The organism is Acinetobacter sp. IK31, from assembly GCF_035615195.1.
Lineage (GTDB): Bacteria > Pseudomonadota > Gammaproteobacteria > Pseudomonadales > Moraxellaceae > Acinetobacter > Acinetobacter calcoaceticus_C.
Genome location: NZ_JANBOB010000033.1, coordinates 260,469 through 274,894 on the forward strand (window position 1 = coordinate 260,469; position 14,426 = coordinate 274,894).

Sequence of the window (14,426 nt, forward strand, 5' to 3'; positions counted from 1 at the left end):
ATGGGGAAATTATTCTCCATTCACCACAATTTATATCTTAATTGGAGTTCTATAATGAACAATGTAGTAAATGAAATTGATCTAAATGCTTTTCAACAATTTGCAGATAAAGTAAGCCAGAATCCTACTACTTCAAAAGCTCGTTTTAATGTACAAACAAGATGGGCGGGTCAAACACGTTCTGTTTCAACTGTGAAATCTTATGAACTCTTTGGTAAGACTTATGAACGTAACTTCCATATAGCTGCTGATGAACCTCATGAAATTTTAGGAACAGATAGTGCACCTAATCCACAAGAATTATTGATGGCTGCACTTAATGCATGTCTTACAGTTGCTTATGTAGCTATTGCTGCTACTAAAGGTGTCAAGATTAATTCATTAGAAATTGATACTTCTGGAGAGCTTGATCTTAGAGGTTTCTTAGGCTTAGATGAAAAAATTAATCCTGGATATGATGAAGTCCAATACACTGTAGTTATTGATACAGATGGAACACAAGAACAATTGGATGAAATCCATAGTGCTGTTCTAAAAACTTCACCAAATTTCGCCAATTTTTCACGATCAATTCGAATGAAACCGCAATTAGTGATTGCAAACAAATAATATGTGATGGGTGGCATACTCGTTTATCAGATGATTCATCTTTAACAACAATGCTATAGTATGCCGCCAAATCTCTCTAGTCTGGGAACTACGAATATGACCATTGATACTCGCCAAAGTTTAATTAACTCAGCAGAGCTTATGTTGAGATCAAGAGGTTATGCTGCTTTTAGTTATGCCGATTTAGAGAAGATTGTTGGTATTAAAAAAGCCAGTATTCATCATTATTTCCCAAAAAAAGAAGATTTAGGAATTTTAATAGTCGAAACATATATTGAACAGACTATTCAAGATTTTGAAAAAATTGAACGTGATTTTCCTAATGCATTCGGACGTCTTTGTGCCTTTGCTTCCTTATTTAGAAGCTCAATGTCTGAAGGAATGTTACCGTTATGTGGAGCTCTTGCTGCTGAAATGGCTGTTTTACCAGAGAGCATGCAAGAGTTGACCCGTAAATATTTTGAAATCCAATTATCTTGGATAGAAAAAATTATCCATTTAGGAGTAGAAAATGGAGAACTTGCCGAAGGTGATGAAAATCAGAAAGCCTTTCAATTATTAAGTTTAATGGAAGGCAGTAGTTTTGTAAGATGGGCAATGAATAATGGAACAGAACTTGATCCTAAGGTAATAGGAAAAATTGTTGGCGTGCTTTCTTAAGATTGGCTCGGATATTTAAATATTTTTAAACTCAAATATCTAATCTATTTCTAATAAAAGAAAATATAGGAATGCTTTAAATAAAGCATTCCCTTTATATTCGTCCATGTATAGCACCCACTATGACCATCCCAACAAAATTAGTTTAATTTTTATGTCAGGTGAAATATTCATCGGACAACCTCTAATTTTACGGTAGTACTTTAAATATGTATCTACCTAAATGGGAGTGCCTTACATGGTAGGTTACAACATTCAAAATAATAAAAAAATTTATGGCTTACATGCCACTACTATTATTAGTTTGGCTCAACTATTGGGCACATCCTTGTGGTTTAGTGCAAATAGTGCAGCAATAGATTTAATACAACAATGGCAGATAACAATTGCAGATATTGGCTGGATTACCAACGCTGTTCAGGCTGGATTTATCATTGGAACTTTTGTATTTGCTTATACAGAAATAGCAGACCGCTTTAAAGCCAGTCATATTTTTGTTTGTTCAGCACTATTAGGCGCCTTTTTTAACTTCTGCTTTGCATGGTTCGCTCATGGACTTATGGATGCCCTTATATATCGTTTTCTTGTGGGATTATGTCTTGCAGGGATTTATCCAATCGGAATGAAACTTATCGTTCTATGGGCACCTCATCAGGCTGGGCGAGCACTAGCAAAATTAGTTGCTATGCTGACATTAGGCACGGCTCTTCCCTATTTTATTAATAGTTTCCCCACTCATTTTGCTTGGCAAACAGTCATGATCTGTTCTTCAAGTCTTGCATTGATTGCAGCCTTGTTAATTTACCAGCTAGGAGACCCAACAGCCTCTCCAAAACCACAAAATATAGTGTCATCAGATGGTACTTTTCAGGTTTTCAAAATTCGAAAATTTCGTGCAGCTGCTATAGGTTATTTTGGTCATATGTGGGAATTATATGCCTTTTGGACGATTATTCCTTTATTTATTGCTAAATCAGGTATTCCAGAAAAATTGGGATACAACAACATTTCGCTCCTTACTTTTTTTGTAATGGCATGTGGAGCAATTGGTTGCTTGGTGGGCGGATATCTTTCTAAATATATAGGTAATAGATATGTTGCTATAGGATCTTTATCTATCTCAGGTTTTAGTTGCTTGGTATTTGCTCTAGGCTGGCGTTTTTTACCTGCGTGGTTCTTATTGGTTTTATTTGCGATCTGGGGAGCCTCTGTTATTGCAGACTCACCGCAATTCTCTGCGCTTTCCGCCCAATCTTGTCCATCCGAAAAAGTTGGTGCGGCATTAGCTATTCAAAATTCAATTGGTTTTACACTGACTATCATATCTATTGCATTGACAACCTATGCCTTTGAAATAATTGGCTTGGATTCAGCATGGATATTATTGATTGGCCCCATTCTAGGTATTGCTGGATTCTACTATTCAGCAAATAAAGGAGTTATCCATGTCTAAACATTACGATTATATTGCAATTGGTGGAGGCAGTGGCGGTATAGCCTCTGTAAATCGAGCAGCCATGTATGGAAAAAAATGTGCATTAATTGAAGCAGGAGATATTGGTGGCACATGCGTTAATGTTGGCTGTGTCCCTAAAAAAGTGATGTGGTACGCTGCTCATATTAGTGATGCAATTCGTCAATATGCGCCATCATATGGTTTTACTACGGAAGTAAAATCATTTGATTGGCAGAAACTTATTAAAAATAGACAGGCATATATCGAAAGAATTCATACCTCTTATAACAATGTACTCAGTAAAAATAATGTTGATGTCATACACGGGTTTGCAAAATTTATTGATAAAAACACAATTGAAGTAAACGGAGATTTATTAACAGCTGATCACATTCTCATAGCTACTGGTACAGAAGCGAGTTGGCCTGCAATTGAAGGTGCTGAACATGGTATCGACTCAAATGGCTTTTTTGATTTAGAAGTATTACCAAAACGTACCGCTATTGTGGGTTCAGGATATATTGCAGTAGAAATAGCTGGTGTCCTCAAATCATTAGGTTCAGATGTCCAGCTTTTTATTCGACGCGAAAAACTCCTACGTAATCTAGATCAGTTCTTAGGAGAAGCATTATTAGAAATTATGCAGAGTGAGAATATTAAAATTCATAAAAATGCTGAAATCAGTAAAGTAACAAAATTAGAAGACGGTTCTATCATGTTACATTTAAAAGATGGAACTCAACAAGTTGTAGATTGTCTTATTTGGGCTGTTGGAAGGAAACCCAATACCAAAGCTCTCCAACTTGAATTAACAAATGTAAAATTGGATGAACAAGGGTTTATCAAAGTTGATAAGTTCCAAAATACAACACGCGCTGGTATTTATGCAGTTGGAGATATTACTGGAAAGGTTGAATTAACACCTGTTGCAGTTGCTGCCGGACGTAGGCTCTCAGAACGGTTATTTAATAACAAGCCCAATGAATGCTTAGATTACAACAATATCCCCACTGTAGTATTTAGTCACCCGCCTATTGGAACAGTTGGATTAACAGAAGAACAGGCGATTGAAGAATTTGGCAAAGATATGGTTAAAGTATACAAATCTTCATTTACAGCAATGTATGACGCCGTGGCACAACATAAACAACTCACTAAAATGAAGCTTATATGTGTTGGTGTAGAGGAAAAAATTGTTGGTATCCATGGGATTGGTTTGAATATGGATGAAATTCTACAAGGCTTTGCAGTCGCTCTAAAGATGGGGGCAACTAAAAAGGACTTTGATAATACCGTTGCTATTCATCCTACATCATCTGAAGAGTTCGTGACGATGCGTTAGTTATATTCTTAAATGAATAAGTAAATGGTTTCATGTCTATTTGTAAATAGTAGAGCCTAATTGTTTATTTAATAAAAAAGTTCTCAAATTGAGAGCTTTTTTATTGCCTTTACACTAATCGAAACATAAAGCAGGTAACAATAGGGTTTATATTTTTAAAAGTGAAAAAATACTTTTAATTTAAGTTATGACGATTTAGTATAGGTTCTGAGAAAAGCTTGAATCTCTGGGCCTCCATATGGCTACCCAATTACTGGTTTTAGACATTCAAAATCAGCAGGTTTATCTGAAGGGGAATAAATTTTACAAGATGCTTTCAGAAAAATAAATAGTGCTTTGTATTTTACTCTCTATCATAGTCAAACTATATCATACATGACATCTGCTCTTTCTTCTTCTCTGATTGTATAGTTGCGATGTATATATAACAGTCTTATATTTCATTTAATGCCTAATAGACACTTATTTATATGAAAATATTTATTTAAATAATCATTTGAGTTGGCAATGAGTTTGGATCAGGAAAATTACTTAAAGCTTGGCAAATTTTTGTTGAGATTACAGGTTGTGAAAAGTCCAAAATTCCTGTGATTGGTATTAATAATTGCCAAAATATTATCTTTAAGGACACTGATTTAATTGAGAACGATAAAATTCCACTAACACCGGCTCAACAGAAAGTTTTAAATGTTCAAATTCCTAAATCTTTAGATTTTCGTTATGAAAGAGAAATAATAATTAAAAATCTGTCCAAAACTATACAAGGTTTTGTCAAATGAAATGAAAAAGCCAGCTAGTTAGCTGGCTTTCTTATAAGGGGAGTTCAATTAGGAACGTCTTAATTTAATGATATACCCTTATCAGTTCACAGGTTCATATGGGAACCGCTTTAACACCTTCCCCAGCTCAAGCACTTCATCTTTGTGTAAAAAATCCCAAAGCGCATTAAACTTTTCCCTTAATTGCACTACATTAACTGGTGTGTGGTGTAGTGAATGTTGCTGAGCAGAAATAGCGCCGTTTTCCTGAATCGAAACCCAGAAGTTTTTAGGCCCATGTGGAGATTGATACTTAAGCTTCTCACCTATCTGCTGTGCAATTTCATAAGCTAACGGATTTTCTAATGCTGGATAACGCGCAGTTATTCTATCAAGTAGATGCTCAAGCCTTTCAAGTGGATCAGATTCAGGCTTTTCAATTACATTGATAGTTTCCAAGTACTGCTTCGCATCATCAAAATGGATTGAAAGTAATTGGCTATATTTAGCTATGCCAAAGTGGCGATTATGGCGTATCCACATTGAGACTCTTAAACTACGATCTTTACTTGCACGGCGGTCAACTATCTCAAGTAGTGCATGTTGTTGTTCAGGGCTAATGGTAAAACGCTTGTTAATTGCTTGACCTTTAGTCCAGTAGTCCCACAACACATCATCGCATTCGTTTTGATACATGATAACTGTTTCGCGGAGTTCAGGTTTTACTTTATTAGGGCTTATCGTCATTAACCAACCGAAAAGTTTACGGACAGGTAAACAAACCATATTGTACTGTTTACCATCTTTTCCTGTTGTCACGATTTCAGTGATAACTGAACTAAACCTTTGTTTTAGCTTTTCATATTGTGATTGCCAAGTTAAACCCATACCTTCAACAATTGGGCGCATGGCAGTAAATGGCTGATTATTAAATTCTACAATCAATAAATCAGCACTATGAAAAGGTACATTAATTTGTGTTAAAGTACGCATGTTGTTGCTCCTAAGCGATGACAGGCCTCGTTTTCTTTCCACGGACAGCGAGGCTTTTTTGTGGTTAAAAATTTACATATTGTTCTTCTGTTAGATTACTTAATAAATTAAAAAAATTAGGTCGAGTTTCCTTAGTTAATTTCTGTCTAGGAAATTCACTTAATAATTTGACTGCTTCCACAGGGTCTAACTGTGAAGTAAATGGAACTGATAATTGAATAAATGATGTTTTATCTGTTTCCAAAGCTGTATCCAGCACATCTTTTACTTCATTGTAGCGAGGCTTCCTTTGCGCAGTTAGGAAAAGTCCATCAAAAATAATATAAATCTCGTTTAATCCTGGTAATTGGACTTTTGCAATTGCTCCCATGAGGGGCAAATTAGTTTCAGGTCCGTCATCTCTACTAAATCCATCAGTAGGTGTACGATGAGTCGCAAATAGGATTACTTCTTGACAATTAGGTAGTTTCAAATAGTCGAGCAAATTAAGACAATTTCTCGTCGTATTACTTTCGTGATATCTGTGAGCAATTATTAAATCTTCATTATTGTAGAACGAGGCAAGATAATTCGCATAAGGTAAATATCTTTGACAAGATTTAGTAATGTAATCTGATCTAGATGAGAAAAGATTTGAGTTATGTACTTTATCTTTTAGAAAGTCATCAATTTTTCGGGTTAAAGATATGGGAATTGTAACGTTAATCTTTTCAGTCTTTTCCGCATAAATTGATGTATCAATTGTTATGACATGAAAAAAAACATCTTTATCACGTTTTTTAAATGTTACTGAATTAATTTCAGTCGGCTCAGGAATATCAAGACCTTGGTCACTTAGAAAATCAAAATACTCAAGCGTCTTCTCATATATCTTACTAATTACTTCGTCATAACTGGAACCAGTAGCATTAACATTCGGTTTATCAAAAAGTGAAGCCTCATAAATATCTTTTTTAAAGAAAGACTTAGATTCTGTTATCTTTACAGCAACTGTATAGTTTTTCACCAAGAACTCCTTATTAATGATATTTCAGATTTTTAGATACCTTTTTTCATAATAGTTCTAAAAAAAAAATTGTCAACAACTTTAAAATCAGATAGTTATTAAGCGAAACTCAACTTATTGAAATTATTAATTTTAAACTTAAATCCCTCAGATTCTAAAATTAGAGATTTACAGAGTTACAACTCTATATGTAATTTTATTTGCTTCACTTACTTTAAGTTGAGAATTGATCAAGGTATTTGTATAAAAAAAAGCCGTGTCTAACCATCACGGCAGTTTTTCTTGAATATATTGTAAAAATCACAATCCCTTGCATGGATTATTTAGAGGTGTCACAGTAGCAATACTACTTGCACTTCCACCCAATTGTTTATACTTGGCAAAGCTTTGATTTAGATTTTTTTGCCCATTATCTATCCGTTGAGCAGCAGCATAGCGACGATCTAAACGAGTAACGCCACTAATACTTGAGAACCTATTTTCTTCTTTCAAAGTATCCTGACCAGCTTTAATACTATTACGATAACTGACAACACTGGATGATGCTAAAAACAGCTTATAACCATTGCTGTTCTGGCATTGATTTCTTTTTAGGGTATTTGCCCGTTTTTCAGCTTCATTTGCTAGAGCACGTTCTGACCTTTCTGCATCCGCTTGATCCCTTGCTTGTTTTGCTAGACGAATTTCTTCTTCCCATTCCTCCTTTTCTCGCTCTTTAGCATTCTTTTTATTAATTGCTTCAATATATTCAGCCTCTCTTAACTCACTCACTTTATTTAAGTACTTGTCATAGGCCACCATAAATTTTTCACCACAACTGTTTGCAATAAAACGATGACGCTTTTGGAAAGTTGTTATTAGATTATTTTTGTCATTTTCATCTAATTCCGGATTATTAATCCTAGCAATGTCAACTAAATCATAATAAATGTCTACATTTACATCTGAAGAATAATATATTCCTGATTTATATATCAAATTTCTAAAAATGGTATCTGAATATGCATCGGGGTTTGGCATCCCCTGTAAAGCTGCAATTTTATATTGAGTATCTAGCATTACATTGCCACTTGTCCTTTTATAGAATTTACAGCTCGGCTTCGCTTCTAAACCATACTTTTCTTGCAAGAGAATATAAAGGTCTTCGATGCCACCATATGACACATCTGGACTTGTGCTTAATAATTTGCAACTAAAAATGCAAAGTTCACTTACCGATTTTGGCGAATTGGTTGCTGCATGATTAACCTCTGTAACTTTTGTACTCAAAATATCCTTAACGCCAGTGGCAGCTTGAACATAACTTGTAAAAGCTGCTGTGGCAAAGATAGTAAATTTTAATAATTTTAAAGTCATAAATATTCCTAAATCTAAATGTCTAATTTCCCCATTCCTATACCGCCAGTAAGTGCATGAGCAAGGAAACGGTCATTAACATTCTGCCCGATGTTACCATTATTCTGATTTACAACAACAACTTCCTGCGGATTAGGAGTATTTAGTGGTTGCTTAAACGGCGTAACTTTCGTCAATAACTTGTTTTGGTTATCTAGCTGAGGACTTGAGGTTTTAGTTGCCTGAGGAACAATAGCTTTCTTAGTGCTTACAATACTGGCTACCTTTGCTCTAGTGTTATCTACAATATTAGTTGATGAATTTTGGGTAACTGCTGTTTTATTTTCTTTAGGTAAATTGGGCTTCTTTTCCTGAATTGAATTATCAATATTAGCTCTATATTTATACTCCTTGTCTAAATGTGGTCTGTAGTCAAATGATTTCCCATTGCGAAGCTTTGTTTGACCATAGGCCCATTTCACATATTTAGTCCCTAAAACTCTTGCAACATCTTCTCTTGAAGCATTGGGATTTTGTTCAATATAAGCTTTAACTGATGCATATTCAGGATTAGTATTAATTTCTTGCTTCATAAAAGCACCTTGAGCATCTAATGATGCTTGGCTCTTAACAATATTCCCGCCGCTATCTAACAATCCCCGTTCTTTCATATATGCAGTAAGCCTATCTTTACGAGCTCCTTGCCAAGAGATCATACCCATATTCGTACCACCAGCTTTATCTTGATGTTTACCAAACAGATATTTATCTTGGTAGTCATTTTCCCTACCGACAGAAGCAGTTAAACCTGCAGCCCAGTTATCATTGAATCCTGCTTTTTTCATAGCATTATAGACAGCAAGTTGTTTTTCCTTTGTCTTTTCACCAATAGGGGAAACAGTTGAGCCATATGCTGGAACATTTGCATTTGCCCCAAAACCCGGCTTATAGACACCTTGGCCTACTCCCCAAGTTGGAACGCCGTCATGAAATGGATTAAGCCGGTTAAATTTATCCTTGATGAAATCTAAAGTATCACCTGCAGTATCTTTTACACCATCAACAACTTTTGAAGCAGTACCTTTTGCTTGTTCTAGAGCATTAGATGCAAAACTGACAAATCCCTTCCAAGCTGTAGATATAAGACCTGGTACATCAGCGGCAATAAGTGAATCAGTCCATTCTTTAAAATACGGCGCAACAACGGTACCAAGTTTATTACCAATCCATGAACCAGCCATACCGCCGATTACAGTGCCAACCGGACCAAATAAAGAACCTACTGCACCGCCAATAGCCCCCCCAGCAAGACTACCAACAGTACCGCCTTTTTCTTTAGTGCTTTGATCTTTCCAATCAAGAAGTGATGCACCAGCAGCTAAAGCACCAATCACGGGTAAACCACGGCCAAACTTGAGAACTTTACCCAAGCCCTTTCCTAATTTCCCTATACCTTTCTTTCCTTTGCCCAGAACACCTCCAAGAATCCCGCCACCAGCAGATAAAGCGGAAGTAAGTAATTTCCCTAAGGAACCTAACAAACCTCCCTTAGCCGCTAAATTATCGGCAATACGCTGCAATAACTTTATTTGTTTACGGTTATGGTTCTCTTGTTCACGAGGTAATGGCTCATTACGTTTTTTACTACGCATTAAGCCCGTTAATGGCCGTAAGGCTAAACCAGCTGCACGGCGTACAGGTGAAAGTAAATGCCCCACTTCATTAATGGCATCAACTGTAGGATCTACACCTTGTGGTGAATTCGGCATTACCCCTTTAATAGCCGTTGTAATTGTTTGGGCAACCTTTCTAATTGATGATTGGTTTTGGGCATCATTATTGTTAGATACAAAACGGCCCTTTTCGTCACGTTCTGGTGTAGATGGGCTAACAATCTTCCCCAAATCTTCATGGCTATTTATTTCTATTGCTGGCTTACGTGCTTTAGGCTGATTTATACGTTCTTTATTTGCTGTATTAAGCTCACTAACTGATTGTTCCAATACATCAGCAAAATCTTTTACGAAGTTGTCAGCAACAACTAAAGACTTAGTTATTGGATTGGCTTTTCCTTTTAATAAATCTTCGAAATCAACAGCAGGTCTATTATTGACTGCATTAAGCATCTTTTGAAATTCAGTCAGTTTAGGCTGAGGCTTTGCAAACTCTGCTTTTTGCTCTTCAAAGCTTTGAGTAAGTATTTCGATAATCTTTTCAATATTTGAATCAATCGTGCTTACTTTTTTTTCAACTCGCTTCATTCCAATGATGAAACCCAAATCATCGTACTCGATACCGCTTTCTTGCTTAGCCATAAAAAAAATACCCCATACTGATATAGGGCATTTTTACAGTTAACCTTAGGTCCTAATAAATGTGGTTCCTAATCTTTAAAATCGTACAATAAAAGAAACATCATTTGGACTTTCAGTGAAGATTTGTACTTCAAAACCTTGCTTCAAGTAGCCTTTCTTAACCTCTTCTAAAGTTGAAATATTCACTGATGATTTACTATAAGAGATAGAAGTAAATCTAACCCCGTGCGTCATAGCACTCTTAATTCTTTCGTCTACTTCTTTAGTAATAGAAATTACCGTAGGTTTATTTTGCTCAGCAATTTTTGCTGCTTCAGCAGCGGTAATACTGGATGTCATAGTGAACAAACTCCTTAAAGTATTAGTGTTCTCTACATTATAGTAAGCACATGCTAATAATTTTGAAAAAAGTCTAAAATTCTACTTATTATTCGTTAATTTCATCTTCTGGATCTACCTCACCAGCTTCAATTAATGCAAGTTTGCGCGCAAATGCCTCTTCCTTTTTCTTCTTCATATTAGCTTTAGCAATTGCCATACGCTCTTCAGCACCAGATATAACAGAACTACGCCGTGCTTGGACTTCTGACTGGTCTTTCAGATCATCTACATCTAATCCCCAAAATAAGGCTTCTGTCCTTGCTATGTTGGAAATACTAATACTTTGCTTAACGTTTAAATCTACAACCTGACTAATTAAGCCCATCTTGAATTTGACCAGTGCTAACTCGTCTTCTGTAGGATTATTAAGATTAAGTACTTCTTCTCGTATATGAATAACGCTATCGATTGTATCGGTAATTAACTCACCTAATTTATGAGCTCTCACACGGTTATTTTTTACAACAATTGCAGACTTTAGATAGTTTTCATTGACAGATGAATGACCGCCGTTGTGCTGACCATTATTTTTTGAGTTTTGACTATTAAATTCAGCAATATTTGACGTTTTTTTGACAGAATTTTCACTATTAATTTTGTCTTTATTTTCAGAATCTTGAGTCTCATTTTGACCATTGTTTTTATTAGTCAATTTTTTTATTTCTTTATTAAGTTCTCGTGCAGTCTTCTTGACTAGAGATTTAGCTTTCTTTTTCCATTTCTCAGCGAGCGCTTTACGACGAACGACAGACGGCGAAGGCATCTCACAATTGAGTTCTTCGCCTACTTGATCAACCAAACCTTGCCAAGTGACTTTAGGCGAAGTTTCATAGACCTCTTTTAGTCTGTTCCAAATTGCTTCAGAGTATTCAATCTTGCGAGCCATTACAGTCTATCCCTTACTCAGCAAATAGACCTATTTGTTTTACTTCAGCTATAGATTGTTGCTGCAATGAAGCTTTACTAAAACGCTTTCTATTTTGAATAAGGTCAATCAATGCCTTTTCCTGTAAATCGTTTTCATCACGCTGGAAAACGTCATCAATTGCCATTTCTAAGTTACGAATTTGTTTAGCACGATTTTGTTCGCATTCTCGAACAATTTGCATTAATGCTTGAAGTTCCGGTAAAACTTTTTCTTGAGATGTTTTGTCGAGTGATAAACAAGCTTGAATAAGCCCTTTTGATGCTTCCAGTAACTCAACTGTTAAAGCTTTAGGAAATGAAGAAATATGCTGGGCTGCAGCCATACTTAATTGAAAGGCCATTGCTTGAGTATATTCACTCATCATATCGCCAAGACTATTAAACAGAATTCCCGCTACCGAAGTAGTTTTATCTAATTCTGGCTCAATAGTAAAACCTAATACCCAGTCAGAAGAGACACCATATTTTTGACAGAGCAAAGATAGTAATTCAGCATCGGGCATTAACTTACCATTTTCAATTTCACTCATTCGATTCTTATGTGGTGTACCGAATATATCCATGGCTACGTCTTCTTGACGTAGTTGAGACATATCACGTGCCATTGCAAGTTTTCTACCAATGAGTACTCGACGTTGCAAATCGCTCTTTTTCGCCATTTAAATACTTCTCCCAGCCAGCCATTCAAAATCTACAGTTTTTGACAACCAATCAGTTTCATCAGTTAAAACACAAGAAAGCCAAACACAACCCTCTTCACATGGTTCTGCCAGCTGAATTTGTTCACTTATGAAAATATTGTCGTCTTTGAAAAGCAATCCTTCACCTTTGACACTATCAATTAATAATTTTGGATAGTTATCAATATCAAACCGTGGATAAGTTTTAGCGCTATATGACCGTGTTTTAATTGGTGGTTGAACAATTAATCGAATCTCACAAAGTTGATCGATAGCTTTTAGTTTAAGTGCCCGAAACATAGGTCCATATTGCTTATGAACCTTGTCTTTATACTTATTAGCACCTACCGAAAGACTATTTCTTTGCTTTCCGTTCTGATCAATTGTAGCCCGCCAAATCTCGTTAGCGCTTAATCCATAAGGCAATTTGATTGTGATGAATTGCTTACCAGAAATGATAACACCACCTGTGCTTCCACTATATATACTATTTTCACCGTCAATTTCTTTTTCTACATGGCATGGGAAAAACATATGTTTAGATGAGCTAGTTTTTTGTTTTTTCCGTTTGTCTGGACCAGTTGAAACATTGAAATCCTTAAAGAGTTCTTGTCTTTTATTATTTGAGAAAAATTCACTCCACTGACGGCGGTTACTTTTCTTAATCATGATGACTTCATATCTAACAAGTAGTTCCAGAATTATTGACCGTTAGATTTATTAAAAAGGACCTCAGTTCCAATTCATTAATTATTATTACGTATAAAAAAAGTCCGCACCTTGGGGAAGTTGCGGACTATAAACTTACAAAAACTAAAGCGATAACTAGTTCACATAATTTAATATAAATTTCTCATGTTTTCAACTATTAACTTCATCTTCCCCGAAGCATTTTTTCTACAATATTAGAAGCATCATGGAAATCCATATCCACATTAATCCAAAATTTATATGTTTTGTCCTCAAGGATATAACTTTGAGTGAAATATTCGGATGTTTTTGTTTCATCTATTTCCGATGCCATAAATGAATAAACATCTTTATCAACCTTTTGGCCGTCAAGATCACCACCTATACAAATTTTCATTAATTAGCCAAAAATATTTAATGGCTTGATTGTACTCTTATTCAATAAGGATGCAGTTAGTGAGATTTGATGTTTTTTACACCTATAAATAGATTTTCTCTTATATCCTTATGAGAGAAAATCTCAACATAAGGTATATAAGTCTCATTTTTATTAACTAAAAAGCCTAGTTTATTGCTAAATTTAAAATTTATTGTGGTGAAATATATTTCAAATAAATAACCTTCAACAACCATTGTATACATAAAACCCTTAGATAATTCTTTTATAAATGGCGAAATAATAATTTGCTTTATAAGTACTTCATCGAAAAATTTAGTGCTATCTTTGAGCAACCTGATTCTTACTTTCAACAAATGTGGATCTATTTTAATTTTCTTCTTGAGGATTCCAATTAGAACATTATCTAATTCTGGAAACGTTATACATTCTGCAAAAGCTTCATGATCAGAATGTGAAGCTCGCCAATAGATAGAAAAAATGAATAAAACTATTTTTTCCACATTTACATTTTTAAAAGCAACGCCGTTAGTTTTTTCATTTATTTCAATTTCTTTTCTTTTTCTTCTTAAAGCAGCAGTTGAATAATTTTCGTATTCCTCATTAAAAAACCTCTCACAATGACTACATAATAATCGGGTGTACCATGTATCATTCGTTTCTTTAACAGTGTTATTTTTAAACTCAAATTGAGTGGCGACATTATTATGAGAGTCACGCAATATGCTGCTGAAAAAAGTTTTACCAATTACATGAGAACGTTGTAATTCTTTTTCTTCGCCACAAAGCTTACAAATACCCAAAGTCATATTAATTCTCAAATATAAGAAAAGCCCATCAATTGATGAGCTTAATCGTTTATTCATTTAAAAACTAT

General features: G+C 35.1%; 14 protein-coding genes. 4 read left to right on the top strand and 10 right to left on the bottom strand.

Features of this window, described 5'->3' with window-relative positions:
* Positions 1-54: 54 nt before the first annotated feature.
* The 4 genes from MSG66_RS18030 (at position 55) to gorA (ending at position 4,067) form a co-directional block, all read left to right on the top strand.
* A complete protein-coding gene (locus MSG66_RS18030) occupies positions 55-609 on the top strand; it encodes an OsmC family protein (protein ID WP_068556605.1) in 555 nt (184 codons plus the stop codon).
* Between the two features lie 96 nt (positions 610-705).
* Positions 706-1,269 carry a TetR/AcrR family transcriptional regulator gene (locus MSG66_RS18035; RefSeq protein ID WP_133973115.1) on the top strand — a complete coding sequence of 188 codons (564 nt, stop codon included), beginning with the start codon at positions 706-708 and terminating at the stop codon, positions 1,267-1,269.
* Between the two features lie 238 nt (positions 1,270-1,507).
* Positions 1,508-2,722: an MFS transporter gene (locus MSG66_RS18040; RefSeq protein WP_324654814.1), complete on the top strand. Its 1,215-nt coding sequence runs from the start codon at positions 1,508-1,510 to the stop codon at positions 2,720-2,722.
* Positions 2,715-4,067: a glutathione-disulfide reductase gene (gene gorA / locus MSG66_RS18045; protein WP_324654815.1), complete on the top strand. Its 1,353-nt coding sequence runs from the start codon at positions 2,715-2,717 to the stop codon at positions 4,065-4,067. The genes MSG66_RS18040 and gorA overlap by 8 nt, the downstream gene beginning before the upstream one ends.
* An 860-nt stretch (positions 4,068-4,927) precedes the next feature.
* On the opposite strand, the gene MSG66_RS18050 is transcribed toward gorA, so the two are convergent.
* The 10 genes from MSG66_RS18050 to MSG66_RS18095 all read right to left on the bottom strand — a co-directional run bounded on the left by MSG66_RS18050 (position 4,928) and on the right by MSG66_RS18095 (position 14,415).
* Positions 4,928-5,818 carry a phage antirepressor N-terminal domain-containing protein gene (locus MSG66_RS18050; protein ID WP_324654816.1) on the bottom strand — a complete coding sequence of 297 codons (891 nt, stop codon included), beginning with the start codon at positions 5,816-5,818 and terminating at the stop codon, positions 4,928-4,930.
* A gap of 64 nt (positions 5,819-5,882) precedes the next feature.
* Positions 5,883-6,824 (bottom strand): type II toxin-antitoxin system HicB family antitoxin, encoded by a 942-nt coding sequence (locus MSG66_RS18055; RefSeq protein WP_324654817.1) that lies wholly within the window; start codon positions 6,822-6,824, stop codon positions 5,883-5,885.
* Positions 6,825-7,124: 300 nt separating this feature from the next.
* Positions 7,125-8,180: a hypothetical protein gene (locus MSG66_RS18060; protein ID WP_324654818.1), complete on the bottom strand. Its 1,056-nt coding sequence runs from the start codon at positions 8,178-8,180 to the stop codon at positions 7,125-7,127.
* Between the two features lie 14 nt (positions 8,181-8,194).
* On the bottom strand, positions 8,195-10,474 hold the full coding sequence (locus tag MSG66_RS18065; protein WP_324654819.1) for a phage tail tip lysozyme: 2,280 nt from the start codon (positions 10,472-10,474) through the stop codon (positions 8,195-8,197).
* Positions 10,475-10,549: 75 nt separating this feature from the next.
* On the bottom strand, positions 10,550-10,813 hold the full coding sequence (locus tag MSG66_RS18070; protein ID WP_324654820.1) for a hypothetical protein: 264 nt from the start codon (positions 10,811-10,813) through the stop codon (positions 10,550-10,552).
* 88 nt (positions 10,814-10,901) lie between these two features.
* Positions 10,902-11,741 carry a hypothetical protein gene (locus tag MSG66_RS18075; RefSeq protein WP_324654821.1) on the bottom strand — a complete coding sequence of 280 codons (840 nt, stop codon included), beginning with the start codon at positions 11,739-11,741 and terminating at the stop codon, positions 10,902-10,904.
* A 13-nt stretch (positions 11,742-11,754) separates the two neighbouring features.
* Complete coding sequence (locus tag MSG66_RS18080; protein WP_133973095.1) at positions 11,755-12,441, bottom strand: helix-turn-helix domain-containing protein; 687 nt, start codon at positions 12,439-12,441, stop codon at positions 11,755-11,757.
* Positions 12,442-13,131 (bottom strand): RusA family crossover junction endodeoxyribonuclease, encoded by a 690-nt coding sequence (locus MSG66_RS18085; protein ID WP_324654822.1) that lies wholly within the window; start codon positions 13,129-13,131, stop codon positions 12,442-12,444. It abuts the gene before it with no gap.
* A gap of 205 nt (positions 13,132-13,336) precedes the next feature.
* On the bottom strand, positions 13,337-13,549 hold the full coding sequence (locus MSG66_RS18090; RefSeq protein ID WP_324654823.1) for a hypothetical protein: 213 nt from the start codon (positions 13,547-13,549) through the stop codon (positions 13,337-13,339).
* Positions 13,550-13,605: 56 nt separating this feature from the next.
* Positions 13,606-14,415 (bottom strand): hypothetical protein, encoded by an 810-nt coding sequence (locus MSG66_RS18095; protein ID WP_324654824.1) that lies wholly within the window; start codon positions 14,413-14,415, stop codon positions 13,606-13,608.
* Positions 14,416-14,426: the final 11 nt, after the last annotated feature.

Bases quoted from the DNA above. Each gene is read 5' to 3' on its own strand.
- MSG66_RS18035 (WP_133973115.1), top strand. From the start codon at position 706: ATGACCATTGATACTCGCCAAAGTTTAATTAACTCAGCAGAGCTTATG.
- MSG66_RS18070 (WP_324654820.1), bottom strand. From the start codon at position 10,813: ATGACATCCAGTATTACCGCTGCTGAAGCAGCAAAAATTGCTGAGCAA.
- MSG66_RS18040 (WP_324654814.1), top strand. From the start codon at position 1,508: ATGGTAGGTTACAACATTCAAAATAATAAAAAAATTTATGGCTTACAT.
- MSG66_RS18085 (WP_324654822.1), bottom strand. From the start codon at position 13,131: ATGATTAAGAAAAGTAACCGCCGTCAGTGGAGTGAATTTTTCTCAAAT.
- MSG66_RS18095 (WP_324654824.1), bottom strand. From the start codon at position 14,415: ATGAATAAACGATTAAGCTCATCAATTGATGGGCTTTTCTTATATTTG.
- MSG66_RS18065 (WP_324654819.1), bottom strand. From the start codon at position 10,474: ATGGCTAAGCAAGAAAGCGGTATCGAGTACGATGATTTGGGTTTCATC.
- MSG66_RS18080 (WP_133973095.1), bottom strand. From the start codon at position 12,441: ATGGCGAAAAAGAGCGATTTGCAACGTCGAGTACTCATTGGTAGAAAA.
- MSG66_RS18075 (WP_324654821.1), bottom strand. From the start codon at position 11,741: ATGGCTCGCAAGATTGAATACTCTGAAGCAATTTGGAACAGACTAAAA.
- MSG66_RS18090 (WP_324654823.1), bottom strand. From the start codon at position 13,549: ATGAAAATTTGTATAGGTGGTGATCTTGACGGCCAAAAGGTTGATAAA.
- MSG66_RS18030 (WP_068556605.1), top strand. From the start codon at position 55: ATGAACAATGTAGTAAATGAAATTGATCTAAATGCTTTTCAACAATTT.
- MSG66_RS18050 (WP_324654816.1), bottom strand. From the start codon at position 5,818: ATGCGTACTTTAACACAAATTAATGTACCTTTTCATAGTGCTGATTTA.
- MSG66_RS18060 (WP_324654818.1), bottom strand. From the start codon at position 8,180: ATGACTTTAAAATTATTAAAATTTACTATCTTTGCCACAGCAGCTTTT.
- gorA (WP_324654815.1), top strand. From the start codon at position 2,715: ATGTCTAAACATTACGATTATATTGCAATTGGTGGAGGCAGTGGCGGT.